Here is a 14,914-nt window from a genome sequence, read left to right as displayed (position 1 = left end):
CCGAGATGGTGATGCCGGGCGACACGGTCCAGCTGCAGGTCAACCTGATCACGCCCATCGCGATGGACGAGGGGCTGCGCTTCGCGATCCGCGAAGGCGGCCGCACCGTCGGCGCGGGCGTCGTCAGCAAGATTACCGAGTAAGGGAAACCGCGAGCTGGCGAGCGGTTTGCCTATCCAGACGCCGGTTAGAGCGAAGCGACGCCACTTAGAAGTATCGACATTGGAACGAAGCGAACGAGAACAAGGCACAAGGACGACCTGACCCCATGATGTCCGAACGCATCCGCATCCGCCTGAAGGCCTACGACCATCGCGTGCTCGACCAGTCGGTACGCGACATCGTCGACGCCGTGCGCCGCACCGGCGGACGCGTCGCCGGGCCCGTCCCCATGCCGACCCGCATCGAGCGCTTCACCGTCAACCGCTCGCCGCACGTCGACAAGAAGTCGCGCGAGCAGTTCGAGATCCGCACTCACAAGCGGCTTCTCGACATCCTCGAACCGACCCAGCAGACCATCGACTCTCTCGGCAAGCTCGACCTGCCCGCCGGCGTCGACGTCGAAATCAAGCTGCACTAATGAAATCGCGAGCCGGCGAGCGATTTCATTATCCAAGCGCCGCTGCGTGACTAGACGAGACACGGTAATGAGAAGAGAAGAGGAAACGCCATGCTCGGCCTGATCGGCAAGAAACTTGGAATGACCCAGCGCTTCGTCGAGGGCGGCAATCTCGTGCCGGTCACGGTGATCGAGACCGGTCCCTGCACCGTCGTGCAGGTGCGCTCGCCTGAGCGCGACGGCTACCACGCGCTGCAGGTCGGCTTCGGCACGCGCCGCGAAAAGAACCTCTCGAAGGCCGAGCGCGGCCACATGGCCAAGGGCGGCCGCTCGAACTTCTCCGCGCTGCTCGAGTTCCGTCTGACCGAAGCGGGATCGTGGCAAGTCGGCCAGGAGATCCGCCTTGCCGAGCTGTTCCACGCCGGCGACCACGTCGACGTTACCGGAACCAGCAAGGGCAAGGGATTCCAGGGCGTGATGAAGCGCCACAACTTCAGCGGACACCGCGCAACGCACGGTACCCACGAGTCGTTCCGCGGCCCGGGCTCGGTCGGTTGCCGCTCGTATCCCGGCCGAATCTTCAAGGGCAAGCGCATGGACGGCCACATGGGCCAGGACAAGTGCACGACGCAGAACCTGCGTGTCGTCGAGGTTCGCGCCGACGAGAACCTGCTGATGGTGCGCGGCGCCGTTCCCGGCGCGCCCGGCACCCAGATCGTCGTTCGCCCGGCCATCAAGCGCCAGCGTACGCAGAGGCCCGCCCCGGCGGCGCCGGCAGCGCAGTAAAGGGCAGGCCATGGAAGCTTCTATCGTCAATCGCAGCAACCAGGCCGTCGGCAGCATCACGCTGCCGGCCGTGTTCGAGTCTCGCGTCAACGATGCGATCCTGTTCGACCAGGTGCTCGCGCAGCTCGCGTCGCGCCGCGCCGGCACGCATTCGACCAAGACCCGCGCTTTCGTCAGCGGCGGCGGCAAGAAGCCGTTCAAGCAGAAGGGCACCGGCCGCGCTCGCGCCGGCTCCAATCGCTCGCCGATCTGGAGAGGAGGCGCGGCAATCTTCGGACCGCAGCCGCGCAGCTACGAGTATCGCCTGCCCGCCTCCACGCGCCGCGGTGCGCTGGCGAGCGCGCTCGCGCAGAAGGCGCGCGACGGCCAGCTGAAGGTGATCGACCGCATCGAGTTTGCCGGGCCCAAGACCAGGGAGATGGCCGCGCTGCTGGCCGGCCTCGACGTCGCCGACAGCGCGCTCGTCGTGATCGCCGGACGCGACCGCAACATCGAGCTTGCCGGGCGCAACCTGCCGCGAGTGCTCGTGCTGCCCGTCGAAGGCCTGAACGTTTACGACATCCTGCGGCACCGGAACCTGGTCGTTGCCCAGGACGCGCTGGCCGCCATCGAAGCGAGGCTTTCGTGATGGGAAGCGAGCTCAAGCTGCTGCAGACCCCGCTGATCACCGAGAAGGGGACTCTGGTTGCCGAGCACGGCCAGGTCGTCTTCAAGGTGCCGACGCACGCGACGAAGTTCGAGATCCGCCGCGCCGTCGAGAAGCTGTTTTCGGTGAAAGTGACCGCGGTGCGTACCGCCAACTTCCTCGGCAAGAAAAAACGCGCCGGCAAGATCCTCGGCAAGCGCCCCGCATGGAAGAAGGCCTACATCACCCTCGCCGACGGCAACGCCGCCGAGCTGCTGGAAAAGATCTGAGTGCGCGAGCGCGAAGACAAAAAAGATCTGAGTGCGCGAGCGCGAAGACAAAAAAGATCTGAGTGCGCGAAAGCGCTCGGATCGGATAACGGATTTTAGGAGCGAACGACCGTGGGAGTGAAGTTCTTCAAGCCAACCTCGCCCGGACGCCGTTTCATGACGGGGTTCGATTTCGACGAGGTGACCGAGACCCAGCCTGAGAAGTCGCTGTTGCGTCCGATCAAGAAGAGCGGCGGTCGCAACTCGAACGGGCGCATTACGTCGCGTCACCGCGGCGGCGGCCACAAGCGGCGCTACCGGCTGATCGATTTCCGTCGCACCAAGGACGGGATCCCCGGCCGCATCGCCACCGTCGAGTACGACCCGAACCGCTCGGCGCGCATTGCGCTGCTCGTCTACGCCGACGGCGAGAAGGCCTACATCGTCGCTCCCGAGGGCGCCAAGGTGGGCGATGCCGTCGTGTCCGGCCCGGAGTCGGACATCAAGCCCGGCAACACGCTTCCGCTGGATCGCGTTCCGGTGGGCACCACGGTGCACTCGATCGAAATCAAGCCGGGTGCCGGCGGCAAGATGGCGCGCAGCGCCGGTTGCGGCGCCCAGCTCGTCGCCAAGGAAGGCGACTACGCGCTGCTGCGACTGCCTTCGGGCGAGCTTCGCAACGTGCGCCGCGAGTGCCGCGCGACCATCGGACAGGTCGGCAACGCGCAGCACGAGAACATCACGATCGGCAAAGCCGGTCGCGCGCGGTGGCGGGGCGTCAGGCCCCAGACCCGCGGCATCGCGATGAACCCGGTCGATCACCCGCACGGCGGCGGCGAAGGCCGCGCCAAGGGTAATCATCCGCAGACGCCGTGGGGCAAGCCGACCAAGGGCGCCCGCACGCGCTACAACCCGCGCACCGACAAGTACATCGTCACGCGGCGCAAGAAGAAGTAGTTCGAGAGAACAGGAAAGAGAGGTCGCCCGTGCCCAGGTCCATCAAGAAAGGCCCCTTCGTGGATGCCAGCGTGCTCAAGAAGATCTCCATGCAGAGCGTCGACGATCGCCGCCCGATCAAGACGTGGTCGCGGCGCTCGACGATCGTGCCGGAGATGATCGGTTACACGTTCTCGGTCCACAACGGACGACGTTTTCTGCCGATCTACATCAACGAGAACATGGTCGGTCACAAGCTCGGCGAGTTTGCGCCGACCCGTACCTTCCAGGCCCACTCCGGCGCGCGCAAGAGCGAAGGGCCGGGCAGGAAGTAAGGGGCTCGAGACGTCATGGAAGTGAAAGCCATCGCCCGTTACCAGTCGATCTCGCCGCGCAAGTGCCGCCTGGTCGCCGACATCGTGCGCGGCCAGGGCGTCGAGGACGCGCTGGCGGTGCTCGATTTTACGCCGAAGAAGGCGGCGCGCTTCGTCGCCAAGACGCTGCGCTCCGCCGTCGCGAACGCGGAGAACAACAACAACCTCGACGTCGACACTCTCTTCGTCAAGACGATCACCGTGGACCCCGGTCCCGTTGCCGGGCGTTTCCGGCCGCGAGCGCAGGGACGCGCCACCGCGATCCGCAAGCGCACCAGCCACATCACCGTGGTGGTGGACTCGCGCGGCTGAGAGCGAAGAGAACAGGCAAGGAAGTTCACGTGGGACAGAAAACACATCCGAGAGGCTTTCGCCTCGGCGTCACCGAGACCTGGGACTCGCGCTGGTTCGCGGGCAAGAATTACGCGGATCTGCTGCAGCAGGATCTCGCGATCCGCAAGTTCCTGCGCAAGCGCCTCTCGCACGCCGGGGTACCGAAGATCGAGATCGAGCGCGCTTCGAAGAACGTGCGCGTGCACATCCATACCGCGCGCCCCGGCATCGTCATCGGCAAGAAGGGCGCCGAGATCGAGAAGCTGAAGTCGGACATGCAGAAGCTGGCCGGCAAGGACAGCTTCGTCGAGATCCACGAGATCCGCCGTCCCGACCTCGACGCCCAGCTCGTCGCCGAGAACATCGCGCTGCAGCTCGAGCGCCGCGTGATGTTCCGCCGCGCGATGAAGGAAGCGGTCGCGCGCGCGATGCGCATGGGCGGCCTGGGCATTCGCGTCCAGTGCGGCGGGCGGCTGGGCGGCCACGAAATCGCACGCACCGAATGGTACCGCGAGGGCCAGGTGCCGCTGCACACGCTGCGCGCCGACGTGCAGTACGGGCTTGCCGAAGCACGCACGACGTTCGGCGTCATCGGCGTCAAAGTCTGGGTTTACCGCGGCGACGGCACGTTGCGCCATCAGGAAGAGCGCAAGGCCGGAGCGGGGATGTAAGAGGCCGACGCCATGCTGCAGCCGAAAAAGACCAAGTTCCGCAAGATGCACAAGATGAAGGGTCGCAACCGCGGCCTGGCGTACTCGGGCAATACCCTGGAGTTCGGCGACTTCGGTTTGAAGTCGACGGCGTGGGGCCGCCTGACCGCGCGCCAGATCGAGGCTGCCCGAATCGCGATCACGCGCCACATCAAGCGCGGCGGCCGCGTCTGGATCCGCATCTTCCCGGACCTTCCGATCACGAAGAAACCGGCCGAAGTGCGCATGGGAAAAGGCAAGGGATCGCCCGAGGCGTGGGTCTGCCCGGTGCAGCCCGGTCGCGTGCTGTTCGAGATGGAAGGCGTCGAGCCGACGCTGGCGAAGGAAGCGATGCGCCTGGCCGCCCACAAGCTGCCGGTCTCCACGCGCTTCTGCTCCAGAGAGGAAGCCCATGCAGCCGAATGACGTTCGCAAGCTCGGGGCCGAGGAGCTCGGCAAGAAGGAAGCGGAGCTGCGCGACAAGGTCGCGCGCCTGACGCTCAAGCGCAACGCGCGGCGCCTCGACAAGCCGTCGGAGCTCAAGAGCGTGCGTCGTGACCTGGCGCGCGTGCTGACGGTCCGCGGCGAGAAGGCTGCGCACAAGAAGGGAACGAAGTCATGAGTGACGTCGCGACGCCGGCGAGGCCGCGGGCAAAGACCCGCGAGGGCATCGTCGTCAGCAACAAGATGGACAAGACCGCGGTGGTCAAGGTGGCCCGGCGCGTGCGCCACGGCAAGTACATGAAGACCGTCGTGCGCGACAAGCACTACATGGTGCACGACGAGAAGAACGAGTGCCGTCCCGGTGATCGCGTGGTGATCGCCGAGACGCGTCCGCTCAGCCGCCTCAAGCGCTGGCGCCTGTCCCGCATCGTCGAGCAGGCCGTGCAGGGGCCGGCCGTGGCGGACGTGGAGGGAGGCCTGAAATGATCGGGCAGGAGGCAGTCCTCGACGTCGCCGACAATTCCGGCGCACGCCGCCTGCTGTGCATCCGCGTGCTCGGCGGCACGCGTCGTCGCTACGCGCGCATCGGCGACATCATCGTCGGCAGCGTCAAGGAAGCGACGCCGGGCGGAAAGATCACCAAGGGCCAGGTGGTCAAGGCAGTCGTCGTGCGAACGACGCGCGAGACGCGCCGCCCCGACGGGTCCTACATCCGCTTCGACACCAACTCGGCCGTCATCCTGGACAACCAGGGCGAGCCCATCGGAACCCGCATCTTCGGACCGGTGGCCCGCGAGCTGCGCGCGAAGAAGTTCATGAAGATCATCTCGCTCGCGCCGGAGGTTCTGTAGCGAGGGCTTGCCCGAGTATCAGAAGGAAAGTCATGGCCAAGCAGAACATCAAGAAGGGCGATACCGTGATCGTCATCGCGGGCAAGGACAAGGGCAAGACCGGCAAGGTCACCCGCGTCCTGACCGACGGCGACCGCATCCAGGTCGAACGCATCGCAATGGTCAAGCGCCACAACAAGCCGCGCGGCCAGCAGCCCGGCGGCATTCTCGAGAAGGAGACGCCGATCCACATCTCCAACGTGATGCTGCTGTGCCCGAGCGTCCACAAGCCGACGCGCGTCGGTCGCAAGGCGATCGAAGGCGGCAAGGGCGGCAAGACCCGGCACGTGCGCGTGAGCCGTGTCAGCGGAGAGGTCATCGACGCGCGTTGAGCGCGTCGAGTGACAGGGACGACAGGAACGACAGGAACGAAGGGAAGAGGACGAAGACGATGGCTGCAACCAAACCGACGCTCCAGCGGCGCTATGAGGACGAGATCCGACCCGTGCTGCAGAAGGAGTTCGGCCTGACCAGCGTGATGGCAGTGCCCCGCCTCGAGAAGATCGTGATCAATGTGGGCCTGGGCGACGCCGTCCAGAACCCCAAACTGATCGACGGAGCGGTCGAGCAGGTCGGCATCATCACCGGGCAAAGGCCGGTTGTCACTCGCTCGAAAAAGGCCATCTCGAATTTCAAGCTTCGCGAGAAGATGCCGATCGGCGTCGCCGTGACGCTGCGCCGCGAGCGGATGTACGAGTTCCTCGAGCGCTTCATCCGCGTCGCGCTTCCGCGCGTTCGCGACTTTCGCGGGCTGCCCAGCCGCGGCTTCGACGGCCGCGGCAACCTCAGCATCGGATTGCGCGAACAGATCATTTTCCCCGAGATCGAGCTCGACAAGGTCGAGAAGATCCACGGACTGTCGGTGACGATCGTGACCACCGCGCGCAACGACGCGCAGGGTCGCGCGCTGCTGACCAGGCTCGGAATGCCGTTCCGCCCGCAGGGCGGGAGCCAGCAGCAATAGGACGGAGAACAGGCGTGGCCAAGAAATCGATGATCATCAAGTCCGAGCGCAAGCCGAAGTTCACGGTGCGCGGCTACACGCGCTGCAAGCAATGCGGCCGCCCGCGCAGCGTTTACCGGCGCTTCAAGCTCTGCCGCATCTGCCTGCGCAATCTCGCGCTGCAGGGCGTGATTCCAGGCCTCGTCAAGGCGAGCTGGTGAGGAGGGCGTCGCGATGATGACCGATCCGATTGCCGATCTTCTCACCCGCATCCGCAACGCGTGCCGCGGGCGCCGCGACCAGGTCGCGCTGCCGCACTCGCGCGTGAAGGAAGCCATCGCGCGCCTGCTGTGCGACGAAGGCTTCCTGCGCGAAGTCGAGGTTTCCGGCGAACAGACCCGCAAGTCGCTGGTGCTGCACATCCGCTACAGCGACGGCGGCGAACCGGTGCTGACCGGCATCCGCCGAATCAGCCGCCCCGGCCTGCGTCGCTACAGCTCTTCCGAAGAGGCGCCGCGCGTTCGTGGCGGTCTCGGCATCAGTATCCTGAGCACCCCGGTTGGCCTGCTGTCCGACCGCGAGGCGCGCCGCCGCAACGTGGGCGGCGAAGTGATCTGCGAGGTCTGGTAACGTGTCTCGTCTCGGCAAAGTTCCTCTTCCGGTCCCGAAGGGCGTCGCCGTGACGCTCGAGGGCTCATCGCTCAAGGCCAAGGGCCCGCTCGGCGAGATGTTCGTCGCGATGGATCCGGCTGCTCCGGTCAGCGTCGATTCCGCGGGCGTCCTCGTGTCGCGCACCGGCGACGGTCGCCACGAGCGCAGCCGCCAGGGCCTCGTGCGCCGCATGGTTTCCAACGCGCTCGTCGGTGTCAGCTCCGGCTTTACGCGCAAGCTCGAGATCACCGGCGTCGGCTACCGCGCCGATGCGAAAGGTTCGGACGTCACGCTGACCCTCGGGTTTTCGCACCCGATCGTCTACCAGCTTCCGACCGGCGTGAAGGCGAGCGTCGACAAGCAGGTTTCGATCACGCTCACCGGCGCCAACCGCCAGCTCGTCGGCGAAGTGGCGGCCGGCATCCGCAAGCTGCGTCCGCCCGAGCCGTACAAGGGCAAGGGCGTGCGTTACGGCGACGAGCACGTCAGGCGCAAAGCCGGCAAGGCCGGAGCCAAGTAGTCAGACGAGGCAGAGGACACGACGATGGATGTCTCCAGGGATCGAAGGGAAGGACGCGGCTTTCGCCATGCGAGGGTTCGCAAGCGCGTGCGCGGCACCGCTTCGCGGCCGCGCCTGTCGGTGTTCCGCTCGAACCGTTACCTCTACGTGCAGATCATCTCGGACGACACCGGCCACACGCTGGCCGCGGCCTCTACGGTGACCGGCGGCAAAGGCAACGTCGGCGCGGCCCAGCAGCTCGGCCGCGACATCGCCGAGCGCTGCAAGCAGCTTTCGATCGCCGAGGTCGTCTTCGACCGCGGTGGCTACAAGTACCACGGCCGCGTGCGCGCGCTTGCAGACGCCGCCCGCGAGGCAGGACTGAAGTTCTAGGCGGCGCGCACAGCGCGCCGACAGGTAGAAGATGGCACGACGAGATTCTCAGCAGGGACAGGCCGCCGACTCCGAGTTCAAGGAGCGGGTGGTTCACATCAACCGTGTGGCCAAGGTCGTCAAGGGTGGACGCCGCTTCAGCTTCAGCGCGCTGGTCGTCGTCGGCGACGGCGGCGGGCGGGTCGGCTACGGAGTTGGCAAGGCGAAGGAAGTGCCCGAGGCGATCCGCAAGGCGGTCGAGCGTGCACGCAAGCAGATGGTGCGAATCCCGATGGCCAAGGGCACGATCCCGTACGCGGTGCAGGGCGACTTCGGCGCCGGCAGCGTGTTCCTGCGCCCGGCCAGCGACGGTACCGGCATCATCGCCGGCGGCGGAATCCGCGCGGTCGTCGAGTTGGCGGGAATCCAGAACGTGCTGACCAAGTGCCTCGGTTCGCACAACCCTCACAACATGGTCAAGGCGACGATGGCTGCGCTGGCCCAGCTCGATGATCCGGCCCAGATCGCGGCGCGCCGCGGCAAGGAGCTCAGCCAACTCGTCCACTGACGACGGCAGCGAAGTGAGCGCGAGAGCGCGAACGCAAAAAGGGAAGAGACGAAGTCATGGCTACGGAGAAAATGGTGAAGCTCACGCTGACCGGCGGTATGCGCGGCACGACCGAGCGCCAGCGCGCGACGCTGCGCGGCCTTGGTCTTACGCGCATGGGACGCACGGTGGTCCTGCGCGAGACCGCGCCGGTGGCGGGAATGATCGCGAAGGTGCAGCACCTCGTGAAGGTGGAGGGCTGAGCGATGCAACTCGACTCGATGAAGCCGGCTCCCGGATCGCGCACGAAGCGCAAGCGTGTGGGCCGCGGCCCCGGCTCGGGCCTCGGCAAGACCTCGGGCAAGGGCCACAAGGGACTTCTCGCGCGTTCGGGCGGAACCAATTCGCCCGGCTTCGAAGGCGGCCAGATGCCTCTGGCACGCCGTCTGCCGAAGTTCGGTTTCAAGAACATCAGCCGCGTCGCCTACCAGGTGATCAACGTCGGTGAGCTTGCCTCGCGCTTCGAGGCCGGCGCCGTCGTCGACCAGGACTCGCTGAGGGAGCGGGGCCTGGCCATGCGCAACCTGCCGGTGAAAATCCTCGGCAACGGCACGCTCGACCGCGCGCTCACCGTGCACGCCGACGCGTTCTCCGCTTCCGCCAAGGCCGCGATCGAGGCGGCGGGCGGCCGCGCCGACACTCTGGCCGAGCTGGCCGAGAGCGGACAGGACTGACGATGTACTCGGGCTTCCAGAACCTTCCGCGCATCCCGGAGCTTCGCCGGCGCCTCGGCTTCACGCTGGCGCTTCTGGCGGTCTACCGACTCGCGGTGGCCGTTCCGACGCCCGGCATCGACGGAGAAGCCCTCGGCGAGTACTTCCACGCGGCCTCGGCCAGCGTGTTCGACATGGTGAACCTCTTTTCGGGCGGGGCGCTCGCGAGGTTCTCGGTCTGCGCGCTCGGCATCATGCCGTACATCTCGTCGTCGATCATCCTGCAGCTGATGACGATGGTCGTGCCCTCGCTCGAGCGCCTCTCGAAGGAAGGCGAGCAGGGACGCCGCCGCATCACGCAGTACACGCGCTACGGCACCGTGATCCTCGCGTTCGTGCAGGGCTTCTTCATCTCGCTCGGACTCGAGCAGATCCAGGGTCCGACGGGAGCGGCCGTGGTCTACCAGGGCGGCTGGGCTTTCCGGCTGATGACCATGACGACGCTTTCGGCCGGCACCGTGTTCCTGATGTGGCTCGGCGAGCAGATCTCCGAGCGCGGCATCGGCAATGGCATCAGCATGCTGATCTTCGCCGGTATCGTCGCCAACCTGCCCAACGCGACGCGCAACACGTTCCAGTTCGCGAGCCAGGGTGAAATCGGACCGCTGATCATGCTGATCCTCGCGGCGATCATCGTCGTGACCATCGGCGCGGTGATCTTCGTCGAGCGTGGCCAGAGGCGCATCCCGATCCAGTACGCCAAGCGCGTGGTCGGCCGGCGCATCATGAGCGCGCAGGCCACGCACCTGCCGCTGAAAGTCAACATGGCCGGCGTGATCCCGCCGATCTTCGCGTCTTCGCTGCTGATCTTCCCCGGCACGATCGCGCAGTTCACGCCGAACGAGACGGTGCGCGAGTTCGCGACGCTGATCGCGCCGGGCAGCCTGCTCTACAACCTGCTGTACATCTCGGCGATCATCTTCTTCGCGTACTTCTACACGGCAGTCACGTTCGACCCGAACAACGTGGCCGAGAACCTGCAGAAGGGCGGCGGCTTCATCCCGGGCATCCGCCCGGGCAAGCGCACGGCGGAGTACATCGACCACATTCTTACGCGGCTGACGATCAGCGGTGCCCTGTACATCGCCGTGATCTGCGTGCTGCCGACCCTTTTGATCCAGCGTTTCAACGTCCCGTTCTTCTTCGGAGGAACCTCGCTGCTGATCGTCGTCGGCGTCGCGATCGACACGGTCGCCCAGATGCAGGCGCATCTGATCCAGCGCAACTACGACGGGTTTCTCAAGAAGGGCAGCCTGAGGGGACGGAGGTAGAGGGCACGGATGCGACTCGTGCTCGTCGGACCACCGGGTAGCGGCAAAGGCACCCAGGGCGATCTGCTGGAGGAAGCGCTGTCGGTTCCCCACATTTCGTCGGGCGACCTGCTGCGCCAGTCCGTCTCGTCGGGCACGAACGTCGGTCAGAAGGCGAAGGATTTCATGGATCGCGGCCAGCTCGTCCCGGACGAGCTGGTGCTGGGCCTGATCCGTACGCGAGTCTGCGAGGCCGATTGTCGCAGTGGATTCGTGCTCGACGGCTTCCCGCGCAACCCGGCCCAGGCCGAGAAGCTGCAGGAAGTGCTCGACAAAGGCGGCGTCGATCACGTGATCGCGCTGGAAGTGCCGGTGCAGACGATCGTCGGGCGCCTGTCGGGTCGCCGCACCTGCAGGAACTGCGGGCGGCTGTACCACGTGACGCTGAGCCCGCCGAAGGTCGAGGGTGCGTGCGACGCGTGCGGCGGAGAGCTTTTCGTCCGCGACGACGATCGCGAGTCGACAGTACGCGAGAGGCTCGCGGTCTATCACCGGCAGACCGAGCCGCTGATGGGTTATTACGCGGGGCGCGGGCTGCTGAGGCGCGTCGACGGTGCGGCGGGAACGGAGCAGGTGACCAGTCGGATCCTGGCGGCGGTACGTGGCTGTGATGATTGAGCTGAAGACGGAGGCGGAGATCGAGCGCATGCGGCGTCCGGCGCGCATTACCGCCGAGATCCTGGCGGCCCTTTGTGAAAAGGCGCGTCCCGGGGTCACGACGGCGGATCTCGATCGCGAGGCCGCACGCTTGATCGCACGCTCCGGCGCGCGCTCGGCGTTCAAGAATTACCGCGTCGGCGACGCGGTCTACCCGGCGGTGCTTTGCGCGTCGGTGAACGACGAGATCGTGCACGGGATCCCGTCCGAGACGCGCGCGCTGTCGGACGGCGACATCCTCGGGCTCGACTTCGGTGTCGAGATCGACGGGTACTTCGCCGACTCGGCCGTGACGGTGGCGATCGGCAAGGTGGATGCGGAATCGGAAAGGCTGATCCGCACGACGGAAACGAGCATGGAGCGCGGCATCGAGCAGGCCCGCGAGGGCGCAAGGCTCGGCGACATCGGGTCGGCCGTGCAGGAAGAGGCCGAAGCGGCGGGTTTTGCCGTGGTTCGCGACTTCGTCGGGCACGGCATCGGGCGCGCGCTGCACGAGGACCCGCAGGTGCCGAATTTCGGCAAGCGCGGACGCGGACGCTCGATCACGACCGGCATGGTGCTGGCGATCGAGCCGATGGTGAACGCCGGCACGGCCGCGGTGAAGATGGACTCGGACGGATGGACGGCGCGGACGGCGGACGGACGCCGGTCGGCGCATTTCGAGCACACGGTGGCCGTCACCAGGCGGGGCCCCGAGATCCTGACGCGCCTGTGAAGGCGCCGGGACAGGAACAGAGGCGAAGAAGGCAATGAAAGTTCGATCGTCGGTCAAGCCCATGTGTCGCGACTGCAAGGTCATCAAGCGGCAGGGCAAGGTGCGCGTGGTCTGCAAGAACCCGCGTCACAAGCAGCGCCAGGGCTGAAGCGCCCGGCGCACGGTAGAGAAGGAAGGATAGGCTTATGGCCCGAATTGCTGGAGTCGATCTGCCGCGCAACAAGCGCATGGAGATCGCGCTGACTTACATTTACGGCATCGGACGCACGTCTTCGATGAAGATCCTGACCGAGGCGCGCGTGGATCCGGCCAAGAAGAGCGACGAGCTGACCGACGGCGAGATCAACTCGATCCGCGCCGCGATCGACCAGAACGCCAAGGTCGAGGGCGACTTGCGGCGCGAGATCGCGATGAACATCAAGCGGTTGATGGACCTCGGTTGCTACCGCGGGGTGCGCCACCGCAAGGGACTGCCCGTCAACGGGCAGCGAACGCACACCAACGCACGTACGCGCAAGGGTCCGCGCGTCGCGATCGCCGGCAAGAAAAAAGCCACCAAGAAGTAGGCCAGGAAACAGGAAGGAAGCGAGACGATGGCGACCAGGACAACTACAGCCGCAAGTGCAGCGACCAGGCGCAAGAAGACCCGCCGCGTTCCTCCCGAGGGAGTCGCGCACATCCAGGCGAGCTTCAACAACACGATGGTCACGCTGACCGACCCTCAGGGCAACGTCGTGTCGTGGGCGAGCGCCGGGCAGACCGGATTCAAGGGATCGCGCAAGGGCACGCCGTTCGCGGCGCAGCAGGCGGCCGAGAAGGCCGGCCGCGCCGCCGTCGACATGGGCATGCGCTCGGTGACGGTGCTCGTGAAGGGCCCCGGCGCAGGCCGCGAGTCGGCCGTGCGTGCACTCGGCGCCTCCGGGCTGCAGGTGATCACGATCAAGGACGTCACGCCGATTCCGCACAACGGATGCCGCCCGCCCAAGAAGCGGCGCGTCTGACGAAGAGAGAAACGAGCGCTGCGAAGCCGTCGAAGGACGGGCGCGGCGACGGGAACTAGAGAGAGAACATGGCACGTTACACCGATCCAGTCTGCAGGCTCTGCCGCCGCGAGGGCATGAAGCTCTTCCTCAAGGGCGATCGCTGCTACACCGACAAGTGCGCGATCGAGCGGCGCAACTATCCGCCCGGGCAGCACGGCCAGGGCCGGCGCCGCAAGGTGTCGGAGTACGCCGTGCAGCTTCGCGAGAAGCAGCGCCTCAAGCGCATGTACTGCCTGATGGAGAGCCAGTTCCGCCGGTACTTCGAGATGGCGGAAGTCTCGCGCGACATCACCGGCGAAGTGCTGCTGATCCTGCTCGAAAGGCGCCTGGACAACATGGTCTACCGCATGGGCATGGCCACCTCGCGCTCGGAAGCGCGCCAGCTCATTCGCCACCGCCATTTCACCGTCAACGGGCAGCGGGTCGACATCCCGTCGTTCCTCGTGCGCATCGGTGACCAGGTGCAGGTGCGCGAGCGCAGCCGCGAGAAGGACGTGTTCAAGCGGGCGATCGAGATTTCGCAGCGCCGCGGCGTGCCCGACTGGCTCGAACTGGACGCCGGCACCTTTGCCGGCAAGGTCAAGCGCTTGCCGGCCCGCGACGAGTTGACGATGCCGATCAACGAGCGCCTGGTCGTCGAGTTGTACTCGAAGTAACGCAAACGGCGGCTCCGCGTGGCGGAGCCCGTACGGAGGCAGTCGAAGAAATGTTGGACAACTGGAAAGACCTGATCCGGCCGAAGCTGGAAGTGCGCGACCTCAACGAGCGTTACGGTCGCATCGAGCTCGAGCCGTTCGAGCGCGGCTTCGGCACGACGATCGGCAACTCGCTGCGCCGCATCCTGCTGTCGTCGCTGAAGGGTGCCGCGATCACGTCGGTTCGCATCGAGGGCGTCCTGCACGAGTTCTCGACGATCGACGGCGTGACCGAGGACGTCACCGACGTCGTTCTCAACCTGAAGGAAGTGCGCCTGCTGATCCACGAGGGCCAGCGCCACACCGGCATCGTCGAGCTCAAGGGCCCGCGCGAGCTGGTCGCCGGCGACCTCGACTTCGGCCCGCACGTCACGGTGCTCAATCCCGAGCACCACATCGCGACGCTCGGCCCGAACGGCACGATCCGCATGGAGCTGACGGCGCGCCGCGGAAGCGGTTACGTGACGGCCGACCGAAATCGCGAAGAAGACGCGCCGGTGGGTACGATCCACCTCGACGCGGTGTTCTCGCCGGTTCGCAAGGTGAACTTCGTCGTCAGCAGCGCCCGCGTCGGCCAGAGAACCGACTACGACAAGCTGACGCTCGACATCTACACCGACGGCAGCGTGCGTCCCGATGACGCCGTCGCCGTTGCCGCGCGCATCCTGCAGGACCAGCTCGCGGTGTTCGTCAACTTCGAGGAGCCGCGCCGCGAGGAGGCCCAGCACGCGATTCCCGAGCTCGCCTTCAACCCGGCGCTGCTCAAGAAGGTCGACGAGCTCGAGCTTTCCGTCCGCTCCGCCA

General features: G+C 66.4%; 30 protein-coding genes. All 30 read left to right on the top strand.

Annotated features, from left to right (window positions below):
• Nucleotides 1-143: elongation factor Tu (gene tuf / locus VGK20_12870; protein ID HEY2774931.1), on the top strand; the 143-nt coding region annotated here is incomplete at its 5' end.
• Between the two features lie 125 nt (nucleotides 144-268).
• Nucleotides 269-580: a 30S ribosomal protein S10 gene (rpsJ, locus tag VGK20_12865; GenBank protein ID HEY2774930.1), complete on the top strand. Its 312-nt coding sequence runs from the start codon at nucleotides 269-271 to the stop codon at nucleotides 578-580.
• 90 nt (nucleotides 581-670) lie between these two features.
• Nucleotides 671-1,345 (top strand): 50S ribosomal protein L3, encoded by a 675-nt coding sequence (gene rplC, locus VGK20_12860; protein ID HEY2774929.1) that lies wholly within the window; start codon nucleotides 671-673, stop codon nucleotides 1,343-1,345.
• 10 nt (nucleotides 1,346-1,355) lie between these two features.
• Nucleotides 1,356-1,973: a 50S ribosomal protein L4 gene (gene rplD / locus VGK20_12855; protein ID HEY2774928.1), complete on the top strand. Its 618-nt coding sequence runs from the start codon at nucleotides 1,356-1,358 to the stop codon at nucleotides 1,971-1,973.
• Complete coding sequence (rplW, locus tag VGK20_12850) at nucleotides 1,973-2,260, top strand: 50S ribosomal protein L23 (protein ID HEY2774927.1); 288 nt, start codon at nucleotides 1,973-1,975, stop codon at nucleotides 2,258-2,260. The genes rplD and rplW overlap by 1 nt, the downstream gene beginning before the upstream one ends.
• Before the next feature lie 111 nt (nucleotides 2,261-2,371).
• Nucleotides 2,372-3,196, top strand: a complete 825-nt coding sequence (rplB, locus tag VGK20_12845) for a 50S ribosomal protein L2 (protein HEY2774926.1) — start codon at nucleotides 2,372-2,374, stop codon at nucleotides 3,194-3,196.
• A 29-nt stretch (nucleotides 3,197-3,225) separates the two neighbouring features.
• Complete coding sequence (gene rpsS, locus VGK20_12840; GenBank protein HEY2774925.1) at nucleotides 3,226-3,510, top strand: 30S ribosomal protein S19; 285 nt, start codon at nucleotides 3,226-3,228, stop codon at nucleotides 3,508-3,510.
• Between the two features lie 15 nt (nucleotides 3,511-3,525).
• A complete protein-coding gene (rplV, locus tag VGK20_12835) occupies nucleotides 3,526-3,861 on the top strand; it encodes a 50S ribosomal protein L22 (GenBank protein ID HEY2774924.1) in 336 nt (111 codons plus the stop codon).
• A 29-nt stretch (nucleotides 3,862-3,890) separates the two neighbouring features.
• The gene (gene rpsC, locus VGK20_12830; protein ID HEY2774923.1) at nucleotides 3,891-4,553 is read left to right on the top strand and encodes a 30S ribosomal protein S3; all 663 of its coding nucleotides are present in this window, start codon (nucleotides 3,891-3,893) and stop codon (nucleotides 4,551-4,553) included.
• A 12-nt stretch (nucleotides 4,554-4,565) separates the two neighbouring features.
• Nucleotides 4,566-4,997 (top strand): 50S ribosomal protein L16, encoded by a 432-nt coding sequence (gene rplP, locus VGK20_12825; protein HEY2774922.1) that lies wholly within the window; start codon nucleotides 4,566-4,568, stop codon nucleotides 4,995-4,997.
• Nucleotides 4,984-5,193 carry a 50S ribosomal protein L29 gene (gene rpmC / locus VGK20_12820; protein HEY2774921.1) on the top strand — a complete coding sequence of 70 codons (210 nt, stop codon included), beginning with the start codon at nucleotides 4,984-4,986 and terminating at the stop codon, nucleotides 5,191-5,193. The genes rplP and rpmC overlap by 14 nt, the downstream gene beginning before the upstream one ends.
• Entirely contained in the window at nucleotides 5,190-5,501 is a 312-nt protein-coding gene (gene rpsQ / locus VGK20_12815) for a 30S ribosomal protein S17 (protein ID HEY2774920.1), read from the top strand. The genes rpmC and rpsQ overlap by 4 nt, the downstream gene beginning before the upstream one ends.
• A complete protein-coding gene (rplN, locus tag VGK20_12810) occupies nucleotides 5,498-5,866 on the top strand; it encodes a 50S ribosomal protein L14 (protein HEY2774919.1) in 369 nt (122 codons plus the stop codon). The genes rpsQ and rplN overlap by 4 nt, the downstream gene beginning before the upstream one ends.
• 32 nt (nucleotides 5,867-5,898) lie before the next feature.
• Complete coding sequence (gene rplX, locus VGK20_12805) at nucleotides 5,899-6,237, top strand: 50S ribosomal protein L24 (GenBank protein HEY2774918.1); 339 nt, start codon at nucleotides 5,899-5,901, stop codon at nucleotides 6,235-6,237.
• Nucleotides 6,238-6,296: 59 nt separating this feature from the next.
• The gene (gene rplE / locus VGK20_12800; protein ID HEY2774917.1) at nucleotides 6,297-6,869 is read left to right on the top strand and encodes a 50S ribosomal protein L5; all 573 of its coding nucleotides are present in this window, start codon (nucleotides 6,297-6,299) and stop codon (nucleotides 6,867-6,869) included.
• A gap of 14 nt (nucleotides 6,870-6,883) precedes the next feature.
• Nucleotides 6,884-7,069 (top strand): type Z 30S ribosomal protein S14, encoded by a 186-nt coding sequence (locus tag VGK20_12795; protein HEY2774916.1) that lies wholly within the window; start codon nucleotides 6,884-6,886, stop codon nucleotides 7,067-7,069.
• Between the two features lie 13 nt (nucleotides 7,070-7,082).
• Nucleotides 7,083-7,478 (top strand): 30S ribosomal protein S8, encoded by a 396-nt coding sequence (gene rpsH / locus VGK20_12790; protein HEY2774915.1) that lies wholly within the window; start codon nucleotides 7,083-7,085, stop codon nucleotides 7,476-7,478.
• A 1-nt stretch (nucleotide 7,479) separates the two neighbouring features.
• A complete protein-coding gene (gene rplF / locus VGK20_12785) occupies nucleotides 7,480-8,019 on the top strand; it encodes a 50S ribosomal protein L6 (protein ID HEY2774914.1) in 540 nt (179 codons plus the stop codon).
• Between the two features lie 24 nt (nucleotides 8,020-8,043).
• Nucleotides 8,044-8,391, top strand: a complete 348-nt coding sequence (gene rplR / locus VGK20_12780) for a 50S ribosomal protein L18 (protein HEY2774913.1) — start codon at nucleotides 8,044-8,046, stop codon at nucleotides 8,389-8,391.
• A 31-nt stretch (nucleotides 8,392-8,422) separates the two neighbouring features.
• Entirely contained in the window at nucleotides 8,423-8,938 is a 516-nt protein-coding gene (gene rpsE / locus VGK20_12775; protein ID HEY2774912.1) for a 30S ribosomal protein S5, read from the top strand.
• A gap of 56 nt (nucleotides 8,939-8,994) precedes the next feature.
• Entirely contained in the window at nucleotides 8,995-9,180 is a 186-nt protein-coding gene (gene rpmD / locus VGK20_12770; GenBank protein HEY2774911.1) for a 50S ribosomal protein L30, read from the top strand.
• 3 nt (nucleotides 9,181-9,183) lie between these two features.
• On the top strand, nucleotides 9,184-9,651 hold the full coding sequence (rplO, locus tag VGK20_12765) for a 50S ribosomal protein L15 (GenBank protein HEY2774910.1): 468 nt from the start codon (nucleotides 9,184-9,186) through the stop codon (nucleotides 9,649-9,651).
• A 2-nt stretch (nucleotides 9,652-9,653) separates the two neighbouring features.
• Complete coding sequence (secY, locus tag VGK20_12760) at nucleotides 9,654-10,961, top strand: preprotein translocase subunit SecY (GenBank protein ID HEY2774909.1); 1,308 nt, start codon at nucleotides 9,654-9,656, stop codon at nucleotides 10,959-10,961.
• Nucleotides 10,962-10,970: 9 nt separating this feature from the next.
• Complete coding sequence (locus VGK20_12755; protein HEY2774908.1) at nucleotides 10,971-11,618, top strand: adenylate kinase; 648 nt, start codon at nucleotides 10,971-10,973, stop codon at nucleotides 11,616-11,618.
• Complete coding sequence (gene map, locus VGK20_12750) at nucleotides 11,611-12,372, top strand: type I methionyl aminopeptidase (protein ID HEY2774907.1); 762 nt, start codon at nucleotides 11,611-11,613, stop codon at nucleotides 12,370-12,372. The genes VGK20_12755 and map overlap by 8 nt, the downstream gene beginning before the upstream one ends.
• A 34-nt stretch (nucleotides 12,373-12,406) precedes the next feature.
• On the top strand, nucleotides 12,407-12,520 hold the full coding sequence (rpmJ, locus tag VGK20_12745; GenBank protein ID HEY2774906.1) for a 50S ribosomal protein L36: 114 nt from the start codon (nucleotides 12,407-12,409) through the stop codon (nucleotides 12,518-12,520).
• A gap of 37 nt (nucleotides 12,521-12,557) precedes the next feature.
• Nucleotides 12,558-12,938 carry a 30S ribosomal protein S13 gene (gene rpsM, locus VGK20_12740; protein ID HEY2774905.1) on the top strand — a complete coding sequence of 127 codons (381 nt, stop codon included), beginning with the start codon at nucleotides 12,558-12,560 and terminating at the stop codon, nucleotides 12,936-12,938.
• Between the two features lie 27 nt (nucleotides 12,939-12,965).
• The gene (gene rpsK / locus VGK20_12735; protein ID HEY2774904.1) at nucleotides 12,966-13,373 is read left to right on the top strand and encodes a 30S ribosomal protein S11; all 408 of its coding nucleotides are present in this window, start codon (nucleotides 12,966-12,968) and stop codon (nucleotides 13,371-13,373) included.
• Between the two features lie 68 nt (nucleotides 13,374-13,441).
• A complete protein-coding gene (rpsD, locus tag VGK20_12730) occupies nucleotides 13,442-14,071 on the top strand; it encodes a 30S ribosomal protein S4 (protein HEY2774903.1) in 630 nt (209 codons plus the stop codon).
• A gap of 50 nt (nucleotides 14,072-14,121) precedes the next feature.
• Nucleotides 14,122-14,914: DNA-directed RNA polymerase subunit alpha (locus VGK20_12725; protein HEY2774902.1), on the top strand; the 793-nt coding region annotated here is incomplete at its 3' end.

This window comes from Candidatus Binatia bacterium (assembly GCA_036493895.1).
Taxonomy (GTDB): Bacteria; Desulfobacterota; Binatia; order UBA1149; family CAITLU01; genus DATNBU01.
The sequence above is the reverse complement of the archived record's forward strand: the minus strand, read 5'-3'. Positions and strand labels throughout refer to the sequence as shown.

Bases quoted from the DNA above. Each gene is read 5' to 3' on its own strand.
- rplO (HEY2774910.1), top strand. From the start codon at position 9,184: ATGCAACTCGACTCGATGAAGCCGGCTCCCGGATCGCGCACGAAGCGC.
- rplN (HEY2774919.1), top strand. From the start codon at position 5,498: ATGATCGGGCAGGAGGCAGTCCTCGACGTCGCCGACAATTCCGGCGCA.
- rplP (HEY2774922.1), top strand. From the start codon at position 4,566: ATGCTGCAGCCGAAAAAGACCAAGTTCCGCAAGATGCACAAGATGAAG.
- rpsH (HEY2774915.1), top strand. From the start codon at position 7,083: ATGATGACCGATCCGATTGCCGATCTTCTCACCCGCATCCGCAACGCG.
- rpsM (HEY2774905.1), top strand. From the start codon at position 12,558: ATGGCCCGAATTGCTGGAGTCGATCTGCCGCGCAACAAGCGCATGGAG.
- rplX (HEY2774918.1), top strand. From the start codon at position 5,899: ATGGCCAAGCAGAACATCAAGAAGGGCGATACCGTGATCGTCATCGCG.
- rpmD (HEY2774911.1), top strand. From the start codon at position 8,995: ATGGCTACGGAGAAAATGGTGAAGCTCACGCTGACCGGCGGTATGCGC.
- rpsK (HEY2774904.1), top strand. From the start codon at position 12,966: ATGGCGACCAGGACAACTACAGCCGCAAGTGCAGCGACCAGGCGCAAG.
- rpsJ (HEY2774930.1), top strand. From the start codon at position 269: ATGATGTCCGAACGCATCCGCATCCGCCTGAAGGCCTACGACCATCGC.
- rplW (HEY2774927.1), top strand. From the start codon at position 1,973: ATGGGAAGCGAGCTCAAGCTGCTGCAGACCCCGCTGATCACCGAGAAG.
- rpsE (HEY2774912.1), top strand. From the start codon at position 8,423: ATGGCACGACGAGATTCTCAGCAGGGACAGGCCGCCGACTCCGAGTTC.
- secY (HEY2774909.1), top strand. From the start codon at position 9,654: ATGTACTCGGGCTTCCAGAACCTTCCGCGCATCCCGGAGCTTCGCCGG.
- rpsQ (HEY2774920.1), top strand. From the start codon at position 5,190: ATGAGTGACGTCGCGACGCCGGCGAGGCCGCGGGCAAAGACCCGCGAG.
- rpmC (HEY2774921.1), top strand. From the start codon at position 4,984: ATGCAGCCGAATGACGTTCGCAAGCTCGGGGCCGAGGAGCTCGGCAAG.
- rpmJ (HEY2774906.1), top strand. From the start codon at position 12,407: ATGAAAGTTCGATCGTCGGTCAAGCCCATGTGTCGCGACTGCAAGGTC.
- VGK20_12755 (HEY2774908.1), top strand. From the start codon at position 10,971: ATGCGACTCGTGCTCGTCGGACCACCGGGTAGCGGCAAAGGCACCCAG.
- rplE (HEY2774917.1), top strand. From the start codon at position 6,297: ATGGCTGCAACCAAACCGACGCTCCAGCGGCGCTATGAGGACGAGATC.
- rpsD (HEY2774903.1), top strand. From the start codon at position 13,442: ATGGCACGTTACACCGATCCAGTCTGCAGGCTCTGCCGCCGCGAGGGC.
- rplC (HEY2774929.1), top strand. From the start codon at position 671: ATGCTCGGCCTGATCGGCAAGAAACTTGGAATGACCCAGCGCTTCGTC.
- rplR (HEY2774913.1), top strand. From the start codon at position 8,044: ATGGATGTCTCCAGGGATCGAAGGGAAGGACGCGGCTTTCGCCATGCG.
- rplD (HEY2774928.1), top strand. From the start codon at position 1,356: ATGGAAGCTTCTATCGTCAATCGCAGCAACCAGGCCGTCGGCAGCATC.
- rplV (HEY2774924.1), top strand. From the start codon at position 3,526: ATGGAAGTGAAAGCCATCGCCCGTTACCAGTCGATCTCGCCGCGCAAG.
- map (HEY2774907.1), top strand. From the start codon at position 11,611: ATGATTGAGCTGAAGACGGAGGCGGAGATCGAGCGCATGCGGCGTCCG.